General features: G+C 67.7%; 34 protein-coding genes. All 34 read right to left on the reverse strand.

Annotation, left to right across the window (positions count from 1 at the left end; genetic code table 11):
* Positions 1-42 precede the first annotated feature (42 nt).
* The 34 genes from glmM to rplD all read right to left on the reverse strand — a co-directional run bounded on the left by glmM (position 43) and on the right by rplD (position 21,636).
* On the reverse strand, positions 43-1,410 hold the full coding sequence (gene glmM, locus ACFUK0_RS27720) for a phosphoglucosamine mutase (RefSeq protein ID WP_380254911.1): 1,368 nt from the start codon (positions 1,408-1,410) through the stop codon (positions 43-45).
* 167 nt (positions 1,411-1,577) lie between these two features.
* The gene (gene rpsI, locus ACFUK0_RS27725; protein ID WP_380254913.1) at positions 1,578-2,087 is read right to left on the reverse strand and encodes a 30S ribosomal protein S9; all 510 of its coding nucleotides are present in this window, start codon (positions 2,085-2,087) and stop codon (positions 1,578-1,580) included.
* A gap of 45 nt (positions 2,088-2,132) precedes the next feature.
* Complete coding sequence (gene rplM, locus ACFUK0_RS27730) at positions 2,133-2,579, reverse strand: 50S ribosomal protein L13 (protein WP_380254915.1); 447 nt, start codon at positions 2,577-2,579, stop codon at positions 2,133-2,135.
* Between the two features lie 285 nt (positions 2,580-2,864).
* Positions 2,865-4,523 (reverse strand): ABC-F family ATP-binding cassette domain-containing protein, encoded by a 1,659-nt coding sequence (locus tag ACFUK0_RS27735; RefSeq protein WP_380254917.1) that lies wholly within the window; start codon positions 4,521-4,523, stop codon positions 2,865-2,867.
* 56 nt (positions 4,524-4,579) lie between these two features.
* A complete protein-coding gene (gene truA, locus ACFUK0_RS27740; protein WP_380254919.1) occupies positions 4,580-5,509 on the reverse strand; it encodes a tRNA pseudouridine(38-40) synthase TruA in 930 nt (309 codons plus the stop codon).
* A gap of 95 nt (positions 5,510-5,604) precedes the next feature.
* Complete coding sequence (rplQ, locus tag ACFUK0_RS27745) at positions 5,605-6,093, reverse strand: 50S ribosomal protein L17 (RefSeq protein ID WP_380254921.1); 489 nt, start codon at positions 6,091-6,093, stop codon at positions 5,605-5,607.
* Positions 6,094-6,216: 123 nt separating this feature from the next.
* Positions 6,217-7,239 (reverse strand): DNA-directed RNA polymerase subunit alpha, encoded by a 1,023-nt coding sequence (locus ACFUK0_RS27750; protein WP_030232516.1) that lies wholly within the window; start codon positions 7,237-7,239, stop codon positions 6,217-6,219.
* A 145-nt stretch (positions 7,240-7,384) separates the two neighbouring features.
* Positions 7,385-7,792 (reverse strand): 30S ribosomal protein S11, encoded by a 408-nt coding sequence (gene rpsK, locus ACFUK0_RS27755; RefSeq protein ID WP_035800872.1) that lies wholly within the window; start codon positions 7,790-7,792, stop codon positions 7,385-7,387.
* Positions 7,793-7,867: 75 nt separating this feature from the next.
* The gene (rpsM, locus tag ACFUK0_RS27760; protein ID WP_380254924.1) at positions 7,868-8,248 is read right to left on the reverse strand and encodes a 30S ribosomal protein S13; all 381 of its coding nucleotides are present in this window, start codon (positions 8,246-8,248) and stop codon (positions 7,868-7,870) included.
* A gap of 194 nt (positions 8,249-8,442) precedes the next feature.
* Entirely contained in the window at positions 8,443-8,556 is a 114-nt protein-coding gene (gene rpmJ, locus ACFUK0_RS27765; RefSeq protein WP_003956441.1) for a 50S ribosomal protein L36, read from the reverse strand.
* Positions 8,557-8,591: 35 nt separating this feature from the next.
* Positions 8,592-8,813: a translation initiation factor IF-1 gene (infA, locus tag ACFUK0_RS27770; RefSeq protein WP_003956442.1), complete on the reverse strand. Its 222-nt coding sequence runs from the start codon at positions 8,811-8,813 to the stop codon at positions 8,592-8,594.
* A gap of 164 nt (positions 8,814-8,977) precedes the next feature.
* Positions 8,978-9,403: a large conductance mechanosensitive channel protein MscL gene (gene mscL, locus ACFUK0_RS27775; protein WP_380254926.1), complete on the reverse strand. Its 426-nt coding sequence runs from the start codon at positions 9,401-9,403 to the stop codon at positions 8,978-8,980.
* A 131-nt stretch (positions 9,404-9,534) separates the two neighbouring features.
* Positions 9,535-10,374 (reverse strand): type I methionyl aminopeptidase, encoded by an 840-nt coding sequence (map, locus tag ACFUK0_RS27780; protein ID WP_380254928.1) that lies wholly within the window; start codon positions 10,372-10,374, stop codon positions 9,535-9,537.
* A 143-nt stretch (positions 10,375-10,517) separates the two neighbouring features.
* Positions 10,518-11,171 carry an adenylate kinase gene (locus ACFUK0_RS27785; protein WP_380254930.1) on the reverse strand — a complete coding sequence of 218 codons (654 nt, stop codon included), beginning with the start codon at positions 11,169-11,171 and terminating at the stop codon, positions 10,518-10,520.
* On the reverse strand, positions 11,171-12,481 hold the full coding sequence (gene secY / locus ACFUK0_RS27790) for a preprotein translocase subunit SecY (RefSeq protein WP_380254932.1): 1,311 nt from the start codon (positions 12,479-12,481) through the stop codon (positions 11,171-11,173). The genes ACFUK0_RS27785 and secY overlap by 1 nt, the downstream gene beginning before the upstream one ends.
* A gap of 321 nt (positions 12,482-12,802) precedes the next feature.
* A complete protein-coding gene (gene rplO, locus ACFUK0_RS27795) occupies positions 12,803-13,255 on the reverse strand; it encodes a 50S ribosomal protein L15 (protein WP_380254934.1) in 453 nt (150 codons plus the stop codon).
* Position 13,256: 1 nt separating this feature from the next.
* On the reverse strand, positions 13,257-13,439 hold the full coding sequence (gene rpmD / locus ACFUK0_RS27800; protein ID WP_073924296.1) for a 50S ribosomal protein L30: 183 nt from the start codon (positions 13,437-13,439) through the stop codon (positions 13,257-13,259).
* Positions 13,439-14,056, reverse strand: coding sequence for a 30S ribosomal protein S5 (gene rpsE, locus ACFUK0_RS27805; protein ID WP_073924297.1), 618 nt, complete (start codon positions 14,054-14,056; stop codon positions 13,439-13,441). The genes rpmD and rpsE overlap by 1 nt, the downstream gene beginning before the upstream one ends.
* A gap of 48 nt (positions 14,057-14,104) precedes the next feature.
* Positions 14,105-14,488: a 50S ribosomal protein L18 gene (rplR, locus tag ACFUK0_RS27810; protein WP_380254937.1), complete on the reverse strand. Its 384-nt coding sequence runs from the start codon at positions 14,486-14,488 to the stop codon at positions 14,105-14,107.
* Between the two features lie 3 nt (positions 14,489-14,491).
* Positions 14,492-15,031: a 50S ribosomal protein L6 gene (gene rplF, locus ACFUK0_RS27815; protein ID WP_380254939.1), complete on the reverse strand. Its 540-nt coding sequence runs from the start codon at positions 15,029-15,031 to the stop codon at positions 14,492-14,494.
* A gap of 22 nt (positions 15,032-15,053) precedes the next feature.
* The gene (gene rpsH / locus ACFUK0_RS27820) at positions 15,054-15,461 is read right to left on the reverse strand and encodes a 30S ribosomal protein S8 (RefSeq protein WP_073924300.1); all 408 of its coding nucleotides are present in this window, start codon (positions 15,459-15,461) and stop codon (positions 15,054-15,056) included.
* A 268-nt stretch (positions 15,462-15,729) separates the two neighbouring features.
* Positions 15,730-15,915, reverse strand: coding sequence for a type Z 30S ribosomal protein S14 (locus ACFUK0_RS27825; protein WP_030393303.1), 186 nt, complete (start codon positions 15,913-15,915; stop codon positions 15,730-15,732).
* A 7-nt stretch (positions 15,916-15,922) separates the two neighbouring features.
* Positions 15,923-16,501 (reverse strand): 50S ribosomal protein L5, encoded by a 579-nt coding sequence (gene rplE, locus ACFUK0_RS27830; RefSeq protein WP_380254941.1) that lies wholly within the window; start codon positions 16,499-16,501, stop codon positions 15,923-15,925.
* The gene (rplX, locus tag ACFUK0_RS27835) at positions 16,501-16,812 is read right to left on the reverse strand and encodes a 50S ribosomal protein L24 (protein WP_266323029.1); all 312 of its coding nucleotides are present in this window, start codon (positions 16,810-16,812) and stop codon (positions 16,501-16,503) included. The genes rplE and rplX overlap by 1 nt, the downstream gene beginning before the upstream one ends.
* Positions 16,813-16,827: 15 nt before the next feature.
* Positions 16,828-17,199, reverse strand: coding sequence for a 50S ribosomal protein L14 (gene rplN / locus ACFUK0_RS27840; RefSeq protein ID WP_035800854.1), 372 nt, complete (start codon positions 17,197-17,199; stop codon positions 16,828-16,830).
* Positions 17,200-17,301: 102 nt separating this feature from the next.
* On the reverse strand, positions 17,302-17,583 hold the full coding sequence (rpsQ, locus tag ACFUK0_RS27845; RefSeq protein WP_380254943.1) for a 30S ribosomal protein S17: 282 nt from the start codon (positions 17,581-17,583) through the stop codon (positions 17,302-17,304).
* Positions 17,583-17,807 carry a 50S ribosomal protein L29 gene (gene rpmC, locus ACFUK0_RS27850; protein ID WP_063348970.1) on the reverse strand — a complete coding sequence of 75 codons (225 nt, stop codon included), beginning with the start codon at positions 17,805-17,807 and terminating at the stop codon, positions 17,583-17,585. The genes rpsQ and rpmC overlap by 1 nt, the downstream gene beginning before the upstream one ends.
* Positions 17,807-18,226: a 50S ribosomal protein L16 gene (gene rplP / locus ACFUK0_RS27855; protein WP_030055824.1), complete on the reverse strand. Its 420-nt coding sequence runs from the start codon at positions 18,224-18,226 to the stop codon at positions 17,807-17,809. The genes rpmC and rplP overlap by 1 nt, the downstream gene beginning before the upstream one ends.
* A gap of 5 nt (positions 18,227-18,231) precedes the next feature.
* Positions 18,232-19,068 (reverse strand): 30S ribosomal protein S3, encoded by an 837-nt coding sequence (gene rpsC / locus ACFUK0_RS27860; protein ID WP_380254946.1) that lies wholly within the window; start codon positions 19,066-19,068, stop codon positions 18,232-18,234.
* A complete protein-coding gene (gene rplV / locus ACFUK0_RS27865) occupies positions 19,068-19,415 on the reverse strand; it encodes a 50S ribosomal protein L22 (protein ID WP_033824229.1) in 348 nt (115 codons plus the stop codon). Before rplV ends, rpsC begins: the two co-directional genes overlap by 1 nt.
* A gap of 50 nt (positions 19,416-19,465) precedes the next feature.
* Positions 19,466-19,747, reverse strand: a complete 282-nt coding sequence (rpsS, locus tag ACFUK0_RS27870; RefSeq protein WP_030055821.1) for a 30S ribosomal protein S19 — start codon at positions 19,745-19,747, stop codon at positions 19,466-19,468.
* 11 nt (positions 19,748-19,758) lie between these two features.
* Positions 19,759-20,595 (reverse strand): 50S ribosomal protein L2, encoded by an 837-nt coding sequence (rplB, locus tag ACFUK0_RS27875; protein ID WP_073924304.1) that lies wholly within the window; start codon positions 20,593-20,595, stop codon positions 19,759-19,761.
* 43 nt (positions 20,596-20,638) lie between these two features.
* A complete protein-coding gene (rplW, locus tag ACFUK0_RS27880) occupies positions 20,639-20,959 on the reverse strand; it encodes a 50S ribosomal protein L23 (protein WP_380254948.1) in 321 nt (106 codons plus the stop codon).
* Positions 20,959-21,636, reverse strand: coding sequence for a 50S ribosomal protein L4 (gene rplD / locus ACFUK0_RS27885; protein ID WP_380254950.1), 678 nt, complete (start codon positions 21,634-21,636; stop codon positions 20,959-20,961). Before rplD ends, rplW begins: the two co-directional genes overlap by 1 nt.

The raw sequence follows: 21,636 nt of genomic DNA on the forward strand, positions 1-21,636 counted from the left end.
GCTCCGGAGCAATCCGGAGGGGGCGCCGACGGTGACGGACGGTCAGCCCAGGTGGGTGCGCACGGCCTCGGCCAGCCGCTCCGCGACGGCCTTCGCCTGCACCTGGTCGGCGGCCTCGACCATCACCCGCACCAGCGGCTCGGTGCCGGAGGGGCGCAGCAGCACCCGCCCGGTCGCACCGAGCTCCGCCTCGGCCTCGGCGACGGCCGCGGTCAGCTCGGCGCAGGTGTCGACCCGGCTCTTGTCGACGCCCTTGACGTTGATCAGCAGCTGCGGCAGCCGGGTCATCACGGCCGCGAGGTCGGCCAGCGGCTGCTTGGTGGCCGCGAGGCGCGCACCCAGCATCAGGCCGGTCAGGGTGCCGTCACCGGTGGTGGCGTGATCGAGCAGGATGACGTGCCCGGACTGCTCGCCGCCCAGCGCGAACCCGTGCTCCTTCATCTCCTCCAGGACGTAGCGGTCGCCGACCGCCGTCTGGACGAGGTCGATGCCCTCGCGCTCCATCGCCAGCTTGAAGCCCAGGTTGGACATCACGGTGGCGACGGCGGTGTTGCCGCGCAGCGTGCCGGCCTCCCGCATGGCGACGGCCAGGATGGCGATGATCTGGTCGCCGTCCACCTCGTTGCCGTCGGCGTCGGCGGCCAGGCAGCGGTCGGCGTCGCCGTCGAGGGCGATGCCCAGGTCGGCGCGGTGCTCGGTCATCGCGGCGCGCAGCTTGTCCAGGTGGGTGGAGCCGACGCCGTCGTTGATGTTGAGGCCGGTCGGTTCGGCGCCGAGGGTGTGGACGACCTCGGCCCCGGCCCGCGCGAACGCCTCGGGGGCGACGTAGGCGGCCGCGCCGTGCGCGCCGTCGATGACGACCTTCACGCCGTCCAGGCGGTTGGGCAGCACGCCGATCAGGTGGGCGACGTACTTGTCGAAGCCCTCGGTGTACTCGCGGACCCGGCCGACCGCCGCGCCGGTCGGGCGCTTCCAGGACTCCCCGGCGCCGTCCCGGTAGCGGTGGTAGTGCGCCTCGATGGCGTCCTCGATCCGGTCGTCCAGCTTGTGGCCGCCGCGGGCGAGGAACTTGATGCCGTTGTCGGGCATCGCGTTGTGGCTGGCGGAGAGCATCACGCCGAGGTCGGCGCCGAGCGCGCCGGTGAGATAGGCCACAGCGGGGGTGGGGAGCACACCGACCCGCAGGACGTCGACGCCCGCGCCGGCCAGCCCGGCGATGACCGCCGCCTCCAGGAACTCGCCGGACGCCCGGGGGTCGCGGCCGACGACGGCGACCGGACGGTGCCCGTCGAACGCGCCCGCATCACCGAGAACATGCGCGGCCGCCACCGAGAGGCCGAGGGCCAGTTCGGCCGTCAGGCCCTCGTTGGCCACACCGCGTACGCCGTCCGTACCGAAGAGTCGTCCCACAGTCCTGTCCTCCATCGCCGCTACTGGCAGTAATCCGGTCGAATCCCCGGCCGCCGCACAACGGCCGGGGAGCACGACGCCCCGGAGTACACGAGGTACTCCGGGGCGTATGAGCGCTTTCCAGGGGGAGCGCACCACCAGGGCGCTGCGCTCCCCCCGGGGCGCGACTAGCGCTTGCTGTACTGCGGGGCCTTACGGGCCTTCTTGAGACCGGCCTTCTTGCGCTCGACGGCACGCGAGTCACGCATCAGGAAGCCGGCCTTCTTCAGGGCGGCGCGGTTGTTGTCCACGTCGGCCTCGTTCAGGGCACGGGCGACGCCGAGGCGCAGCGCGTAGGCCTGACCGGAGACGCCGCCACCCGAGATGCGGGAGACGACGTCGTAGCGGCCGTCGAGCTCAAGAAGCTTGAACGGCTCGTTGACGGTCTGCTGGTGCACCTTGTTGGGGAAGTAGTTCTCCAGGGTGCGACCGTTGATCTTCCACTGACCGGTGCCGGGGACGATGCGCACGCGGGCGATCGCCTCCTTGCGACGGCCGAGGCCGGCGCCCGGGATGGCCTCGCCGAAGCGGCCGGCGAGCGACTCGGAGGTGTAGCTCTCCTCCGAGGTGAACTCCTCGACGGCGGTCTCGTCGAAGTCGACCTCGAGGGTCTCGGTGGTTTCAGTGGTCTCGGCCACGGTGTTCCTCAGCTCCTGCTAGTGATGGGGTTTTGGTGGCCGGACTTACTGCTGCGCGACCTGGGTGATCTCGAACGGCACCGGCTGCTGGGCAGAGTGCGGGTGCTGGTCGCCCGAGTAGACCTTCAGCTTCGAGAGCATCTGGCGGCCCAGGGTGTTCTTCGGGATCATGCCCTTGATGGCCTTCTCGACGGCCTTCTCCGGGTTCTTGTCCAGGAGGTCGTCGTAGCGCACCGAGCGGAGACCGCCCGGGAAACCGCTGTGGCGGTAGGCCAGCTTCTGGGTCTTCTTGTTACCCGACAGGTGCACCTTGTCCGCGTTGATGATGATGACGAAGTCACCAGTGTCAACGTGCGGCGCGTAGATCGCCTTGTGCTTGCCCCGGAGGAGGTTGGCGGCCTGGGAGGCCAGGCGGCCGAGCACGACGTCGGTCGCGTCGATGACGTGCCACTGACGCTGGACGTCGCCGGGCTTGGGGCTGTACGTACGCACGGTCGTAGCCTTCGCTTTTCAGTGAGTGAGTCCTGACAGGAGCACCTGTACGAACAGAACAGCCAGGCACACCTTGGACGCAATTCAAGGGGAGCCGCTGATCATCGGCCGGGTGTCTCCGGCGTACCGACCTCTCACGTGAGATGGAGCGAGCCAATACGCACAACAAGCGCCCAGCCTACCGGGCACACCGGTGGGGGTCAAAAACGCCCACCGGCCGCCACCCTCCCGAGGACGGCATCCGGGCAATCGGCCCAGGCGGGAGGGGGTGACGGCCGGATACGGCTAACGGTCGCGGACGACCCGCGCCTCGTCCCAGACCGGCTCGGGAGCCTCGTAGACCCGGCCGTCGGAGCCGAACACCAGGAACCGGTCGAAGGTCCGGGCGAACCAGCGGTCGTGTGTGACGCACAACACGGTGCCGTCGAACGCCTCCAGGCCCTCCTGGAGTGCCTCGGCGCTCTCCAGGTCGAGGTTGTCCGTCGGCTCGTCGAGCAACAGTGCCGTCACACCGGAGAGTTCGAGCTTGAGGATCATCAGGCGGGCCTGCTGGCCGCCGGACAGCGACTCGAAGCGCTGCTCCTCCTGGCGGTCCAGCTCGTAGCGGCGCAGCGCCCCCATCGCGGCGCTGCGGCTGAGCGCGTGCTCCTCCTCGACGATCGAGCGGACGGTGCGCCCGAACAGCTCGGGGTGCGCGTGGGTCTGCCGGAAGTGGCCTGGCACCACCCGCGCGCCGAGCTTCCAGCTGCCCTTGTGCGCGACGCTCCCGTCGCCGGCCAGCAGCCGCAGGAAGTGCGACTTGCCGGAGCCGTTGGAGCCGAGCACGGCGACCCGCTCGCCGTAGTAGACCTCCAGGTCGAACGGCTTCATCAGGCCGGTCAGCTCCAGCTGCTCCAGGGTGACGGCGCGCACACCGGTGCGCCCGCCCTTGAGCCGCATGCTGATGGACTGCTCGCGCGGCGGCTCCTCCGGCCGGCCGGCCTCCTCGAACTTCTTCAGCCGGGTCTGGGCGGCCGCGTAGCGGGTGGCGAGGGCGTGGCTGATCGAGGCCGCCTGGCGGAGCGTGACGACGAGCTTCTTGAGCTTGGCGTGCTCCTCGTCCCAGCGCCGCCCGAGCTCCTCGAAGCGCGCGAAGCGGGCCTTGCGGGCCTCGTGGAAGGTGTCGAAGCCGCCGCCGTGCACCCAGACGCTGCTGCCGGTGGCGCCGGACTCGACCGCGATGATCTTCTCGGCCGTCCGGGACAGCAGCTCGCGGTCGTGCGAGATGAACAGCACGGTCTTGGAGGTCGCCTTGACGGCCTCCTCCAGCCAGCGCTTGCCGGGGACGTCCAGGTAGTTGTCCGGCTCGTCCAGCAGCAGGACCTCCTCCGGGCCGCGCAGCAGCGCCTCCAGCACCAGCCGTTTCTGCTCGCCCCCGGAGAGCGTGTTGAGGCCGCGGAACTGCGCCCGGTCGAAGGGCAGGCCGAGGGCCGCCATGGTGCAGACGTCCCAGACCGTCTCGTAGTCGTAGCCGTCGGCGTCGGCCCAGTCGGAGAGCGCCTGCGCGTACGCCATCTGGGTCTTCTCGTCGTCCTGCGCCATCATCGCCAGCTCGGCGGCGTCCACCGCCTTGGCGGCGACGGCGATCCTGGGCGGCGCGACGGACACCAGCAGGTCCCGTACGGAGGCGTCGGCGGGCAGCGCGCCCGGGGTGTCGCGCTGGTCCTCCCGGCCGGTGGTGCCGACGAACTGGCGCATCACGCCCAGCCCGCCGCTGACCGTGACGCTGCCGCCGTGGGCCTGGATGTCACCGGCGATCATGCGCAGCAGGGTGGTCTTGCCGGCCCCGTTGGCGCCCACCAGGGCGACCGCGGAGCCCTCCCCCACCCGGAAGGACGCGTCGTCGAACAACACCCGCCCGTCCGGCAGGTAGTACTCAAGGTGTGAAATCTCGACGTGTCCCATATGGCGGATTTTGCCAAGAGAAGGGCTCCAGGCCCAAACGGATTAGAGCGGCCGTCTCAGCCCTCGGCCTGCTGCCCCTGCGGCGGCTGCCCCGGCAGGGTCCGCATCCGGCGGGCCGTCCGGTTGCGCTCGGCCAGCAGCTCGTCGGCCGGGTAGCCGACCTCCTCCAGCGTCAGTCCGTACGGCCGGATCACGTTGACCGCGGAGTGGCGCACCCCGCCGGCCAGCACCTCGCCGGGGAACTCCACCGGCCGGTGCCCGTCGCCCACCAGCAGCATCGAGCCCACCAGGGCCCGCACCATGTTGTGGCAGAACGCGTCCGCCCGGACGGTGGCGACGGCCAGCGAGCCCGCCACGCCGGCGGTGTGGCTGTCGGCCGGCACCCGCTCCCAGTACAGGTCGAGCAGGGTGCGGATGGTCGTCGCGCCCTCGCGCTTCTTGCAGTACGCGGCGAAGTCGTGCTCGCCGAGCAGCAGCTTCGCGGCCTCGTTCATCCGGTCGACGTCGAGCGGGCGGTCGTGCCACAGCACGTGCCCGCGCAGCAGCGGGTCCACCCCGCCGGGGTGGTCGGCCACCCGGTAGGCGTAGCGGCGCCAGATCGCCGCGAAGCGGGCGTCGAAGCCGCTCGGCGCCTCGCCGATGTGGTGGATCCGGATGTCCCCGGGCAGCCGGCCTGCGAGCCTGCGCAGCAGCATCTCGCGGTGCGCGGTCCACAGCCCGGCCGGCAGGTCCACGTGCGCGACCTGGCCGCGCGCGTGGACGCCCGCGTCGGTCCGCCCGGCGACCGTGAGGTCGTACGTCTCCTCGCTGCGGGTGACGATCCGCAGCGCGCTCTCGACCTCCTCCTGCACGGTGCGCCGCCCGGGCTGGCGGGCCCAGCCGGAGAACTCGCCGCCGTGGTACGACAGGTCGAGCCGGATCCGGACGGTCCCCTCGGCGGGGCCCTCCCGCCGCGGGGCCGCGGTCTCGGCACATTCCTTGGGCACTGCTACTCCTCCCGTCGGGCCGGGTCAGGACAGAGGAACGGGCCCGCTCCCCCAGCAGCGCTGGGAGAACGGGCCCGGACTCACACCGGAGGGTGTCAGGCGGTCTCGACCTCGGGGGTCTCGTCGGCCTTGGTCTCGTCAGCCTTGGTCTCGGCGGCCTGGTCGGCCTCCTTGACGGCGCGCTTGGTGGCACCCTCGGCCTCGCCGACGGCGGTCTGCGCGACGGTCAGGGCCTCGACCAGCTCGATCACGGCCATCGGGGCGTTGTCGCCACGACGGGGACCGATCTTGGTGATGCGGGTGTAGCCACCGGGGCGGTTCTCGTAGCGCGGCGCGATCTCGGTGAAGAGGGTGTGCAGCACGGAGATGTCGGTGATCGTCTTGCGGACGATGCGACGGTTGTGGATGTCACCGACCTTCGCCTTGGTGATCAGGCGCTCGGCCAGCGGGCGCATCCGACGGGCCTTGGCCTCGGTCGTGGTGATGCGGCCGTAGGTGAACAGCTCGCGGCACAGGCCGGCGAGCAGCAGCGGCTCGTGGTGCGGGCCACCGCCGAGGCGGGCACCCTTCGTGGGACGGGGCATGGTAGCTCCTTGTATCTCCGAATCCGGCCGTGTCAGGTACCGGAACGGGCGGCCGGGCACTGTTGCCCGGACGGCTTTCCTCCAGCGAACAGGGGGCGACCCGAGGGCCGCCCCCGTCCAAAATCAGTACTGCTCGGTCTCCGCGTAACCCGCGTCGTCCAGGTCGTCGGCGCCGAAGGCGTCGGCGGCGGCGGTCGGGTCGAATCCGGGCGGGCTGTCCTTGAGGGCCAGGCCCATGCCGGCCAGCTTCGCCTTGACCTCGTCGATCGACTTCGCACCGAAGTTGCGGATGTCGAGCAGGTCGGCCTCGGAGCGGGCGACGAGCTCACCCACGGTGTGGATGCCCTCGCGCTTGAGGCAGTTGTACGACCGAACGGTGAGCTCAAGCTCCTCGATCGGCAGCGCCAGGTCGGCGGCCAGGGCGGCGTCCGTCGGGGACGGGCCCATGTCGATGCCCTCGGCGTCGATGTTCAGCTCGCGGGCGAGACCGAACAGCTCCACCAGGGTCTTGCCGGCCGAGGCCATGGCGTCACGCGGGCGCATGGCGGGCTTGGTCTCGACGTCGACGATGAGCTTGTCGAAGTCGGTCCGCTGCTCGACACGGGTGGCCTCGACCTTGTAGGTGACCTTCAGCACGGGGCTGTAGATCGAGTCGACCGGGATGCGGCCGATCTCCTGGCCGGAGGCCTTGTTCTGGACGGCGGAGACGTAGCCACGACCGCGCTCGACGGTCAGCTCCATCTCCAGCTTGCCCTTGCCGTTGAGCGTGGCGAGAACCAGCTCGGGGTTGTGCACCTCGACACCGGCCGGGGGCGCGATGTCGGCGGCGGTGACCACACCCGGGCCCTGCTTGCGCAGGTACATCACGACCGGCTCGTCGTGCTCCGAGGAGACGACCAGCTGCTTGATGTTGAGGATGAGGTCGGTGACGTCCTCCTTGACGCCCGGCACGGTGGTGAACTCGTGCAGGACACCGTCGACGCGGATGCTGGTGACAGCGGCGCCGGGGATCGAGGAGAGAAGCGTGCGGCGGAGCGAGTTGCCGAGGGTGTAGCCGAAGCCCGGCTCCAGCGGCTCGATAACGAACCGCGAGCGGAACTCGTCGACGACCTCTTCGGTCAGCGAGGGGCGCTGAGCGATCAGCATGTTTTCAGATCCTCCAGTTGTCTTCGGCACCCACTATTTGATGCCGAACAGAACCAGCGTACGGGGTCCCGTGATGAACAGGACCCCGTACGCCGTTACAGCAGACACCCGTACCCGTAGTCGCTCCCGGGGGGCGACCGACGGGTCAGACGCGGCGGCGCTTCGGCGGGCGGCAGCCGTTGTGCGGGGTGGGGGTGACGTCCTGGATCGAACCGACCTCCAGGCCGGTGGCCTGGAGCGAGCGGATCGCGGTCTCGCGGCCGGAGCCGGGACCCTTCACGAAGACGTCGACCTTGCGCATGCCGTGCTCCTGCGCGCGACGGGCAGCGGCCTCGGCGGCCATCTGCGCGGCGAACGGGGTGGACTTGCGCGAGCCCTTGAAGCCGACGTGGCCGGCAGAGGCCCAGGAAATCACGTTGCCCGCGGGGTCGGTGATCGAAACGATCGTGTTGTTGAACGTGCTCTTGATGTGAGCGTGCCCGTGGGCGACGTTCTTCTTCTCCTTGCGGCGCACCTTCTTGGCGCCGGCAGCCTGACGACCCTTGGGGGGCATAAGTCTGTTTCTCCTACTGAGGTGATCGGTCCGCTAACCCGCGGGCCGGAGGGAAGTCCGGTTGTGGGGCGCGGACTACTTCTTGCCCGGCTTCTTCTTGCCGGCAATCGCGCGACGCGGGCCCTTGCGGGTACGCGCGTTGGTGTGGGTGCGCTGACCGCGGACCGGGAGGCCACGGCGGTGACGCAGACCCTCGTAGCAGCCGATCTCGACCTTGCGGCGGATGTCGGCAGCAACCTCACGGCGGAGGTCACCCTCGACCTTGTAGTTCGCGTCGACCCACTCGCGAAGCTTGACGAGGTCTTCCTCGGAGAGGTCACGGACGCGGACGTCCGGGTTGACGCCGGTCTCGGCCAGCGTCTGCTGGGACCGGGTGAGACCGATGCCGTAGATGTAGGTGAGGGCGATCTCGATCCGCTTTTCGCGGGGGAGATCAACGCCTGCGAGGCGTGCCATTGATGTGGCTCCTGTGGTTCTTCAGAGGTCTGACAGGCGGCCTCTCCGACATCTCACGATGTGGGAGCCCCGGCCTCTGACCGGGGGTGGCAGTCCGTCCCCGGGGGAACGGATCGGGCTGCCCGTGTATGACGTATGGCGCGTCGCGCGAAGCAGTGTTCACGCAAAGACGTACGAGAAATGCTGGGGCTGGATCAGCCCTGGCGCTGCTTGTGACGCAGGTTGTCGCAGATCACCATGACCCGACCGTGGCGGCGGATCACCTTGCACTTGTCGCAGATCTTCTTGACGCTCGGCTTGACCTTCATGGTTCAGGTTCTCCGGGTCTAGATCTGACGAATACTTACTTGTAGCGGTAGACGATCCGGCCGCGCGTCAGGTCGTAGGGGCTGAGCTCCACCACGACCCGGTCGTCCGGGAGGATGCGGATGTAGTGCATCCGCATCTTTCCGCTGATGTGCGCGAGGACCTTGTGACCGTTCTGCAGCTCAACCTTGAACATGGCGTTCGGGAGAGACTCGATCACGGTGCCCTCGATCTCAATGGCGCCTTGCTTCTTTGCCATGAACTGCGAGATCCACCTTCCGGGACCGGCTACCGTATGCGGCACGCTCGTGCGAACCTGGGTTCACCCCGACCCCCGGAGGGGAAGAGGGCGTGCTGAAGCACGCTACGAGTGAGCCGACGGTCCATCCTACGCCAGTAGCGCGGGTACGGCCAAAACAGGACTCACCGCTGGGCGACGACGACGAGCGGCTCGACCTCCGCCGTGCAGGCCGCGCAGCGGCGCGCGGCCTGGGGGATCTCGCTCAGGCACTCGGGGCACGGGCGCTTCGGCGCCTTGACCGGCCTCGGCATGTAGCGGGCCGTGGCCTTCGTCACGGGCAGCACGACGCAGAAGTACAGCACCGCGGCGGTCATCACGAACGCGATCAGCACGTTGAGGAACTGCCCGTACGGGAAGGTCACCCCCGCGACGGCGAACCTGTACGTGCTGAAGTCGCCGGCCGCGCCGACGACGACGCCCACCAGCGGCGTGAGGAAGGCCGACACGAAGCCGGTCACCACACCGGTGAACGCCGCACCGATCACGACACCGACGGCCATGTCGATGACGTTGCCGCGCATCATGAAATCTCGGAAGCCCTTGAGCACCGCAGTCCCCTTTGTACGTGTCGTGGTCAGCCAGGGAGCATAGCGAATGTTCGGCTGGTAGGAAAAAGGACAAAAAGCCCGGAAGCAGTGCTTCCGGGCTTTGAGTCTTCGTCAGCGGAAGACCGGGCAGGTCAGCCCAGCGGGTCCGGCGCCGCGGTGATCCCCAGCTTCGCCAGCTCGGCCCGGCCGCCGTCGAAGGCGGTCAGCACCAGCGGGCCCTGTTCGGTGACGGCCACCGAGTGCTCCCAGTGCGAGGCCCAGGTGCCGTCGTTGGTGACGACCGTCCAGTCGTCCTCCAGCACGTTGGTGTGCGGGGTGCCGAGCGAGACCATCGGCTCGATGGCCAGCACGGTGCCGGGGACGAGCTTGGGGCCCTTGCCGCGCCCGCGCTCGACGTAGTTCAGCACGTGCGGCTCCATGTGCATCGCGGTGCCGATGCCGTGGCCGCCGTAGCCCTCGGTGATGCCCCACTTGCCCTTGGGCGGGAGCGGCTGGCGGCGGATGTAGCCCTCGATCGCCTTGGAGACGTCGGCCAGCCGGTTGTTCTTCTTCATCTGGGCGATGCCGGCCCACATCGAGCCCTCGGTGACCCGGCTCAGCATCTCGACCTCGGGGCGGACCTCGCCCACCGCCACCGTGATGGCCGCGTCGCCGTGCCAGCCGTCCACGATCGCGCCGCAGTCGATGGAGATGACGTCCCCCTCCACCAGCACCCGGTCGCCCGGGATGCCGTGCACGACCTCGTTGTTCACCGAGGCGCAGATCACCCCCGGGAACCAGAGGCCGCCGTGGTGGGCGCGGAAGTTGGAGGTGGCACCGTGGTCGGCGATCACCTTGGCCGCGACGTCGTTGAGCTCCTGGGTGCTCACCCCGGGCACCACCGCCGCACGGGCCGCCTTCAGCGCCTCGGCCACGACCAGCCCGGCCACCCGCATCTTCGCGATCTGCTCGGGGGTCTTGATCTCCACCATCTGGCCACGCCTTCCCATTGGTCGCCGCCCGGTCCTTGCCGGGCGGCCGTGCACTCATACCACCGTACGACGCCGTACGGCCGCGGTGCCCCGGGCGGGGCAGCGCGGCCGTACGGACGTAAGCAAGCTCACCCGCGAGGGGTTCAGCCGTTCTTCTTCAGCGCCTCGATCGCGCGCTGGGTGACCTCGTCGACCTTGCCGAGGGCCGGGATCGTCGCGACCAGGCCCTGCTGCACGTAGTAGTCGATGATCGGCTCGGTCTCGGTGTGGTAGACCTCGAGACGGGTCCGGACCTTGTCCTCGGTGTCGTCGGAGCGCTGGTAGAGCTCTCCGCCGCACTCGTCGCAGACACCCTCGGTCGCGGGCGGGTTGTAGTCCACGTGGAACACGTGGCCGCCGTCGTTGCGGCACAGCCGGCGACCGGCGATGCGCTTGACGACCTCGTCCTCGGGGACCTCCAGGTCGAGCACGCCGTCGAGGGCGATGCCCCACTCGGCGAGGATCTCGTCGAGTGCCTTGGCCTGGACAAGGTTGCGCGGGAAGCCGTCGAGCAGGAAGCCGTTGGCGGCGTCCGGCTGGGCCATGCGGTCCTTGGCCATGCCGATGGTGACCTCATCCGGTACCAGGTGGCCTGCGTCCATGTAGCCCTTGGCCTCGAGCCCCAACTGGGTGCGCTGGCCGATGTTGGCGCGGAACAGGTCGCCGGTGGAGATGTGGGGAATGGAGAGGGTCTTGGCGAGCAGGTGCGCCTGAGTACCCTTCCCGGCCCCGGGAGGCCCGACGAGGACGATACGCATCAGCGGAGGAACCCTTCGTAATTGCGCTGCTGGAGTTGGCTCTCGATCTGCTTAACAGTTTCGAGTCCGACGCCGACGACGATGAGCACGCTGGTGCCGCCGAACGGGAAGTTGGTCTGCTGTCCGAAGGCGACCAGGGCGATCATCGGGATCAACGCGATCAGGCCCAGGTAGAGCGAACCCGGCCACGTGATGCGGGTGAGCACGTAGTTCAGGTACTCGGCCGTCGGTCGGCCGGCCCGGATCCCCGGGATGAACCCACCATACTTCTTCATATTGTCGGCAACTTCTTCGGGGTTGAAGGAGATCGCGACGTAGAAGAAGGCGAAGAAAACGATCAGGAGGAAGTACGTCAGCATGTAGAGCGGGTGATCGCCCTTGACGAAGTTCGTCCTGATCCACCCGGCCCAGCCCGACTGGCTGTTGGTCAGCTGGACCAGCAGTGCCGGGATGTACAGCAGGGACGAGGCGAAGATGACCGGGATGACACCGGCCTGGTTGACCTTGAGCGGGATGTAGGTCGAGGTGCCGCCGAAGGCGCGTCGCCCGATCATCCGCTTCGCGTACTGGACCGGGATCCGGCGCTGGGCCTGCTCCACGAAGATGACCAGCATCACAACGATCACGCCGACCGCGATGACGGAGAAGAACTCCACCCAGCCGCCGCCGATGGTGCCCGACTTCTTGATCGCCCACATCGAGCCCGGGAAGCCGGCCGCGATGGAGGTGAAGATCAGGATGGACATGCCGTTGCCGATGCCGCGGTCGGTGATCAGCTCGCCCAGCCACATGATCATCGAGGTGCCGGCGGTCATCGTGATGACCATGACGGCGATCCGGAACACCGAGGTGTCCGGGACGATCTGGTTGGCGTAGGCACAGCCGGAGAAGAGCGCGCCGCTGGACGCGGTCGCCACGATGCCGGTGCCCTGGAGCACGGCGAGGGCGATGGTCAGGTAGCGGGTGTACTGCGTGATCTTCGCGGTGCCGGCCTGGCCCTCCTTCTTCAGCGCTTCGAGTCGCGGGATCACGACGGTGAGGAGCTGGAGGATGATGCTGGCCGTGATGTACGGCATGATGCCGAGCGCGAAGATCGTCAGCTGGAGCAGCGCGTTACCGCTGAACAGGTTGACGAGCCCGAAGAGACCCTGTGACGTCTGGTCCTTCAAGCACGCGTTCACCGCCTGGAAACTGACCCCCGGGACGGGGATGTGCGCACCCAGCCGGAACAGCACCATGATGCCCAGCGTGAACAGCAGCTTCTTGCGCAGGTCGGGCGTCTTGAACGCCCGCGCGAACGCACTGAGCACGGTGCCTCCTGCGCCTCCCGCACGTCGTCGGCGGGAGGGTCGGTCCTGATGGGGGGAGTTTGCGGTATCGCTCCCCGCGAGCTGCGCAGGCGGAGCCGCGCGAGCCTACAAGGGAACTCCACGGACTCTAACAGTGTGTGGCCACTCGACAGAAGCGCGTGCCGCCCCTCCCCCACGCACGGGGTACGGCTTGCCCGGATTTGCCATACAAAAGGCTCGCGAGTTCTGGCGATCGAAAGAGCCGTGCAAAAGAACAGCGGGGAAATGCAGCGGGCCCCGCACCTCCTTTGCAGGAAGTACGGGGCCCGTGAGTCAGCGGGCTCAGATGAGCTCGGTGACGGTGCCGCCGGCGGCGGTGATCTTCTCGGCGGCGGCACCGGAGACGGCGTCAACCGAAACCTGGAGCGCAACCGAGATGTCGCCGGTGCCGAGCACCTTGACGAGCGAGTTCTTGCGAACCGCGCCCTTGGCGACCAGGTCCTCGACCGTGACCTCTCCACCCTGCGGGTAGAGCTCGGACAGCTTGTCGAGGTTGACCACCTGGAAGGTGATCTTGAACGGGTTCTTGAAACCCTTCAGCTTCGGCAGGCGCATGTGGAGGGGCATCTGGCCACCCTCGAAGCGCTGCGGAACCTGGTAGCGGGCCTTGGTGCCCTTGGTACCACGACCGGCGGTCTTACCCTTGGATGCCTCACCACGACCGACACGGGTCTTGGCGGTCTTGGCACCCGGGGCGGGACGCAGGTTGTGGACCTTCAGCGGAGAGTCCGCCATGTCAGTCAACCTCCTCGACCGTGACGAGGTGACGGACAGTCTGGGCCATCCCGCGGATCTCGGGACGGTCCTCCTTCACGACCACGTCGTTCATCCGCTTGAGACCAAGCGAACGAAGGGTGTCACGGTGGTTCTGCTTGCTACCGATGTAGGACTTGGTCTGCGTGATCTTGAGGCGAGCCATCAGGCGCTCACCCCAGCAGCACGCGCCCGCAGCAGGGCAGCGGGGGCCACGTCCTCCAGCGGCAGACCACGACGGGCCGCGATCTCCTCGGGGCGCACGAGGCCCTTCAGAGCGGCAACCGTGGCGTGCACGATGTTGATCGCGTTGTCCGAGCCGAGCGACTTCGACAGGATGTCGTGGATGCCGGCGCACTCCAGGACGGCACGCACCGGGCCACCGGCGATAACGCCGGTACCGGGGGCAGCCGGCTTCAGGAGCACAACGCCGGCAGCCTTCTCGCCCTGGATCGGGTGAGGGATGGTGCCCTGGATACGGGGGACCTTGAAGAAGTTCTTCTTGGCCTCCTCAACACCCTTGGCGATGGCGGCCGGAACCTCCTTCGCCTTGCCGTATCCGACACCTACGGTGCCGTCACCGTCGCCCACCACGACCAGCGCGGTGAAGCTGAAACGACGACCACCCTTGACAACCTTGGCGACACGGTTGATCGCGACGACACGCTCGACGTATGCGCTCTTCTCGACGACGGGGGCGCCGCCGTCGCGCTTACGGTCACGCCGCTCGCCACCGCCGGTGCCGCCGCCGGCGCCGCTACCGCGGCGCTGGGGTCCAGCCATTGGAATTACCTCTCTCGATTACGTCCGTCGACTGAGCCGACGAGCGGCTTAGAAGTCGAGCCCGGCCTCGCGGGCAGCATCGGCCAGAGCGGCGATGCGGCCTGCGTACCGGTTGCCCGCGCGGTCGAAGACGACCGACTCGATGCCGGCGGCCTTGGCGCGCTCGGCGACCAGGGCTCCGACCTTCTTGGCCAGCTCGGTCTTGTCGCCCTCGACGCCCTTGATGGACACGTCGAGAGTGGACGCCGACGCCAGGGTGTGACCCCTGCCGTCGTCGATGACCTGGGCGACCATGTGGCGGTTCGAACGCGTCACTACGAGGCGCGGACGCAGCTCGGTACCAGTGACGCGCTTGCGAACGCGAATCGCGCGGCGCTTACGGGCGGAGGGCTTGTAGGCGTTGCCCTTGCCGATCTTGACAGAAAGACTCATGGCTTACTTACCGCTCTTTCCGACCTTGCGGCGGATGACCTCGCCCGCGTACTTGACGCCCTTGGCCTTGTACGGGTCGGGCTTACGCAGCTTGCGGATCTTGGCCGAAACCTCGCCGACCAGCTGCTTGTCGATCCCGTCCACGTGGAACTTGGTGGGCGACTCGACCACGAAGGAGATGCCCTCCGGGGCCTCGATCAGAATCGGGTGGCTGTAGCCGAGCTGGAACTCCATGTCGGAGCCCTTCGCTGCGACTCGGTAACCAACACCGCTGATCTCCAGCGACTTGCGGTAGCCCGCGGTCACGCCGGTGATCATGTTCGCCACCAGCGTGCGGGAAAGGCCGTGAAGGGCCTTCGACTGACGCTCGTCGTTCGGGCGGGTGACGAGCAGAGTGCCGTCCTCGCCCTTGCCGATCTCGATCGGCGCGGCGACAACGTGGGTGAGGGATCCCTTGGGACCCTTCACCGAGACCGCCTGGCCATCGATGGTGACGTCCACGCCGGCGGGAACCGGGATGGGCAGCCGTCCAATGCGCGACATTGCTGTACCTCCGTTTCCCGAATTACCAGACGTAGGCGAGAACTTCTCCGCCTACGCCCTTCTTGGCGGCCTGCTTGTCAGTGAGGAGACCCGAAGACGTGGAGATGATCGCCACGCCCAGGCCGCCGAGCACCTTCGGCAGGTTGGTGGACTTTGCGTAGACCCGCAGGCCCGGCTTGCTGATCCGCTTGATGCCAGCGATCGAGCGCTCACGGTTGGGGCCGAACTTGAGCTCGATGGTCAGCTTCTTGCCGACCTCGTTCTCCTGCGGCTCCTCAACCTTCCAGGAGGAGATGTAGCCCTCCTGCTGCAGGATCTCGGCGACGTGCGCCTTGATCTTGCTGGCCGGCATCGCCACGGTGTCGTGGTACGCCGAGTTCGCGTTACGCAGACGCGTGAGCATGTCTGCGATGGGGTCGGTCATGGTCATGATGGGCCTCAGGCCTCTCTCGCCGTGGTTTCTCCGCGCCAGGTCCCCCCGCCGCACTCCGAGGAGTGCGGGCAGGGGCACAGACGCAGGGGACCTGCGGCGTCGTAAGACTAAGTGCGAGCCCTCCGAAGAAGGTCGACAGCAGCTACGGAGCTGCCGCGACAGGGGGCCCGACCCCACTACCTTACGGGATTCCGTACGAAGCCCCAAAAAAGGGCTCTGTGGGATCGGGCACCACTGCTTCGCTAGCTGACGAGAACTGCCTGGACTACCAGGAGCTCTTGGTCACGCCCGGCAGCTCGCCGCGGTGCGCCATCTCACGGAGGCAGACACGGCAGAGGCCGAACTTGCGGTACACAGAGTGCGGACGACCGCAGCGCTGGCACCGGGTGTAGGCCCGCACGCCGAACTTCGGCTTGCGCTCGGCCTTCGCGATGAGGGACTTCTTCGCCATGTGCGGCTCACGCCTCCTTGAACGGGAAGCCCAGAGCGCGCAGGAGCGCCCGGCCCTCGTCGTCGGTCTGAGCGGTGGTCACGACGGTGATGTCCATACCGCGCTGACGGTCGACCTTGTCCTGGTCGATCTCGTGGAACATAACCTGCTCGGTCAGACCGAAGGTGTAGTTGCCACGGCCGTCGAACTGCTTGGGGGAGAGACCGCGGAAGTCACGGATACGCGGCAGAGCCAGCGACACCAGACGGTCCAGGAACTCCCACATGCGGTCACCACGGAGGGTGACGTGGGTGCCGATCGGCTGGCCCTCACGCAGCTTGAACTGCGCGATGGACTTGCGAGCCTTCGTCACCGCCGGCTTCTGACCGGTGATGGCGGTGAGGTCGCGGATCGCGCCCTCGATCAGCTTGGAGTCGCGGGCGGCCTCGCCCACACCCATGTTGACCACGACCTTGACCAGGCCGGGGATCAGCATGACGTTCTCGTAGGAGAACTCCTCCAGGAGCTGGCCCTTGATCTCGGCGTTGTAACGCGCCTTGAGGCGGGGGGCCACCTTCTCGACGTTCTCGATGGTCGTCTCAGACATCAGATGTCCTCACCGGTTCGCTTGGCAACGCGGATCTTGTTGCCCTCGTCATCGAAGCGGTAACCAACGCGAGTGACGACCTTCTTGCCGTCCTTCTCCACGACCAGCTGCACGTTGGAAACGTGCACCGGGGCCTCGACGGTGACAATGCCACCCTGAGTGCCCTGGCCGGGCTTGGTGTGCTTCTTGACCCGGTTCACACCCTCGACGAGAACCTTGTTGGTCGCGGGCATGGCCTGAATGACCTTGCCCTGCTTCCCGCGGTCCTTGCCGGTGATGACCTGAACCAGGTCACCCTTCTTGATCTTCATGCTGTTCGCCATGGGTTAGAGCACCTCCGGCGCAAGCGAGATGATCTTCATGAACTTCTTGTCACGCAGCTCGCGGCCCACCGGGCCGAAGATGCGGGTACCGCGGGGGTCACCGTCGGTGTTCTTGAGCACGACGGCAGCGTTCTCGTCGAACCGGATGTACGAACCGTCGGGACGACGGCGCGACTTCACGGTACGGACGATGACGCACTTGACGACGTCGCCCTTCTTGACGCTACCGCCGGGGATCGCGTCCTTGACGGTGGCGACGATGACGTCCCCGATGCCGGCGTAGCGGCGACCGGAGCCACCGAGAACGCGGATGCAAAGGATTTCCTTCGCGCCCGTGTTGTCGGCGACACGCAGTCGCGACTCCTGCTGGATCACAGCTTTCTCCTGATCGTCAACGAGAGCTGACGGGCCGGCCGCTGCTCACACCGACGCCCGCGAGGGGCCCGGTGCACATACGGCCGTACCGCATCAACTTCGTTACTTGGCCTTCTCGAGGATCTCGACGACGCGCCAGCGCTTCGTCGCGGACAGCGGGCGGGTCTCCGCGAGGAGGACCCGGTCGCCGATGCCGCAGGCGTTTGCCTCGTCGTGCGCCTTCAGCTTGTTCGTACGGCGGATGACCTTGCCGTACAGAGCGTGCTTGACGCGGTCCTCGACGGCGACGACGACGGTCTTGTCCATCTTGTCGCTGACGACGAGACCCTCACGGGTCTTGCGGAAACCGCGCGCCTCAGTGTCGTTGGTGGTGTTCTCAGTCATCAGGCGTTCTCCACCGTCTCGATGCCCAGCTCGCGCTCGCGCATCAGGGTGTAGATCCGCGCGATGTCCTTACGGACGAGCTTGAGCCGTCCGTGGTTGTCGAGCTGCCCGGTCGCCGCCTGGAAGCGGAGGTTGAACAGCTCCTCCTTGGCCTCACGGAGCTTGGCAACGAGACCCTCGTTGTCCAGCTCGCGGAGGTCAGCAGCCTTGGTGCCGGCCGACATCAGCTCTCACCTGCCTCGCGCCGGATGATCCGGCACTTCATCGGGAGCTTGTGAGCTGCGCGGGTCAGCGCCTCACGAGCCACCTTCTCGTTGGGGTACGACAGCTCGAACATGACCCGACCCGGGTGCACGTTCGCGATCCACCACTCGGGCGAACCCTTACCGGAACCCATGCGGGTCTCGGCCGGCTTCTTGGTGAGCGGACGGTCCGGGTAGATGTTGATCCAGACCTTGCCGCCACGCTTGATGTGACGGGTGACGGCGATACGAGCGGACTCGATCTGCCGGTTCGTCACGTAGGCCGGGGTAACGGCCTGGATGCCGTACTCGCCGAAGGCGAGCTCGGTGCCACCCTTGGCAGCGCCGCGGCGCTTCGGGTGGTGCTGCTTGCGGTGCTTGACCCGACGGGGGATCAGCATGACGGTCAGGCCTCCGTTCCGGTGCTCTCGGCAGCCGGCGTCTCCGTCACAGCCGCGGCCGGAGCCTCGGTGTTCTGGGGACGACGGGCGCCACCACGGGCGCCGCCACGCTCGCCACCACGGCCACCGCGCTCGCCGCCACGCGCGGGGCGGGCGTCGTTGCGGGCCGGGCGGTTGCCCGAGCGGGCAGCAGCGTTCTCGGCGCGGACCTCGGCGATGTTCTTGACGTCGCCCTTGTAGATCCAGACCTTGACGCCGATACGACCGAAGGTCGTCTTGGCCTCGAAGAAGCCGTAGTCGACGTTCGCGCGCAGCGTGTGCAGCGGCACACGACCCTCGCGGTAGAACTCCGAGCGGCTCATCTCGGCGCCGCCGAGACGACCGGAGCACTGGACCTTGATGCCCTTGGCGCCGGACTTCATGGTGCCCTGCATCGACTTGCGCATGGCACGGCGGAACGACACGCGGGAGGACAGCTGCTCCGCGACGCCCTGAGCCACGAGCTGGGCGTCCAGCTCGGGGTTCTTGACCTCGAGGATGTTCAGCTGGACCTGCTTGCCGGTCAGCTTCTCGAGGTCGCCGCGGATGCGGTCGGCCTCGGTGCCACGGCGACCGATGACGATGCCGGGGCGAGCGGTGTGGATGTCGACGCGGACGCGGTCGCGGGTGCGCTCGATCTCAACCTTCGAGATGCCGGCGCGCTCCATGCCCTTCGTCATCATGCGACGAATGGCAACGTCTTCCTTGACGTAGTCCTTGTACAGCTTGTCGGCGTACCAGCGGGACTTGAAGTCCGTGCTGATGCCGAGGCGGAACCCGTGCGGGTTAACCTTCTGGCCCATTACCGGGTCCCTTCCTTGCTGCTGACGACCACGGTGATGTGGCTGGTCCGCTTGCGGATCCGGTAGGCACGGCCCTGTGCACGCGGACGGAACCGCTTCAGGGTCGGGCCTTCGTCAACGTACGCCTCGCTGATGACGAGGTCGTCCACGTTGTTGTGGTTGTAGTTGTGCACGGCGTTGGCAATGGCGCTGTCGAGCACCTTGCCGACCGGCACGGTAGCGGCCTGCGGAGCGAAACGCAGGACCGCCTGGGCCTCCGTGGCGTTCAGGCCACGGATGAGGTCCACCACTCGGCGGGCCTTCATGGGCGTGACGCGGATGTACCGCGCCTGGGCCCTGGCTTCCATGGTTGTCCCCTTGCTGGTGTAAGTCATTGAGTCGGTAATCTCGCTGGCGACTAGCGACGCTTCGACTTGCGGTCGTCCTTGACGTGACCGCGGAAGGTACGCGTCGGCGCGAACTCGCCGAGCTTGTGGCCGACCATCGACTCGGTGACGAACACCGGGACGTGCTTACGGCCATCGTGAACCGCGATCGTGTGGCCGAGCATGGCCGGGAAGATCACGGAGCGACGGGACCAGGTCTTGATGACGTTCTGGGTACCCGCCTCGTTCTGCGCGTCCACCTTCTTGAGAAGGTGGCCGTCGATGAAGGGGCCCTTCTTGAGACTGCGCGGCATCTGACCTGCTCCTAGCGCTTCTTGTTGGTCTTGCGGCGGCGCACGATGAGAGCGTTCGAAGCCTTCTTCGGGCTACGAGTGCGACCCTCCTTCTGGCCCCACGGCGAGACCGGGTGGCGACCACCGGAGGTCTTACCCTCACCACCACCGTGCGGGTGGTCGATCGGGTTCATGGCCACACCACGCACGGTCGGGCGAACGCCCTTCCAGCGCATACGGCCGGCCTTGCCCCAGTTGATGTTCGACTGCTCGGCGTTGCCGACCTCGCCGACGGTCGCGCGGCAGCGCGCGTCCACCAGGCGGATCTCACCGGAGGGCATGCGCAGGTGCGCCATCTTGCCCTCACGCGCCAGCAGCTGGATGCCGGCACCGGCGGAGCGGGCCATCTTGGCACCGCCGCCGGGACGCAGCTCCACCGCGTGGATGGTGGTACCGACCGGGATGTTGCGCAGCGGCAGGTTGTTGCCGGGCTTGATGTCGGCCGCGGGGCCGTTCTCAATCCGGTCGCCCTGGCCGACACCGCGCGGGGCGATGATGTAGCGCTTCTCGCCGTCCGCGTAGTGCAGGAGCGCGATGCGCGCAGTGCGGTTGGGGTCGTACTCGATGTGTGCGACCTTGGCCGGCACGCCGTCCTTGTCGTGACGACGGAAGTCGATCACGCGGTAGGCGCGCTTGTGTCCGCCACCCTGGTGGCGAGCGGTGATACGACCGGCGTTGTTACGGCCGCCCTTGCTGTGCAGGGGGCGAACCAGCGACTTCTCCGGCGTGGACCGCGTGATCTCTACGAAGTCGGCCACGCTGGAGCCGCGACGGCCCGGCGTAGTCGGCTTGTACTTGCGGATGCCCATTTGGCTCTCTCGTCCTCGTCCTTATCGACGACCCGAGTCTCCGTTAGGAGACCGGACCCCCGAAGATGTCGATGCGGTTGCCCTCGGCCAGCGTCACGATGGCGCGCTTGGTGTTCTTGCGCTTGCCAAAGCCCGTCTTGGAGCGCTTGCGCTTGCCCTGACGGTTGAGCGTGTTGACCGACTCGACCTTGACCGAGAAGACCGCCTCGACGGCCTGCTTGATCTGGGTCTTGTTGGCGCCCGGCGACACGACGAACGTGTACTTGTTCTCGTCGAGGAGCGCGTAGCTCTTCTCGGAGATGACCGGCTTCACCAGGACGTCACGGGGGTCCGTGAACGTCTTGCTCGTGATCTCTGCAGCCATCAGGCGGCGCTCCCTTCGAGCTCGCCCTCAGCAGCCACAGCCTTGGCGGACGCGGCGGGACCCGCCACGAAACGCTCGAAGGCAGCCTGGGTGAAGACCACATCGTCGGAGACGAGCACGTCGTAGGTGTTCAGCTGACCGGCGTCCAGGATGTGCACGTTCGGCAGGTTGCGGGCGCTCTTGAGACCCAGCTCGTCGGCACGCTCGACGACGAGGAGGATGTTCTTGCGCTCGGTGATCTTGCCGAACAGGCCCTTGGCGGCCTTGGTCGACGGAGCCTCGGCCGCGATCACGTCGGTGATGACGTGGATGCGGCTGTGGCGGGCCCGGTCGGTGAGCGCGCCACGCAGAGCGGCGGCGATCATCTTCTTCGGGGTCCGCTGCGAGTAGTCACGCGGCTTCGGACCGTGGACGACGCCACCGCCGACGAACTGCGGCGCGCGGGTCGAGCCCTGACGGGCGCGGCCGGTGCCCTTCTGGCGGTACGGCTTGCGGCCGCCGCCTCGGACCTCGCCACGACGCTTCGTCGAGTGGGTGCCCTGGCGGGCGCCCGCGAGCTGAGCGACGACGACCTGGTGCATCAGCGGAATGCTGATCTTGGCGTCGAAGATCTCAGCGGGCAGCTCCAGGCTGCCGGCCTTGTCGCCCGAGGGCGACAGGATGTCAATGGTGCTCAT

The organism is Kitasatospora sp. NPDC057223 (assembly GCF_042669755.1).
Classification (GTDB): Bacteria; Actinomycetota; Actinomycetes; order Streptomycetales; family Streptomycetaceae; genus Kitasatospora.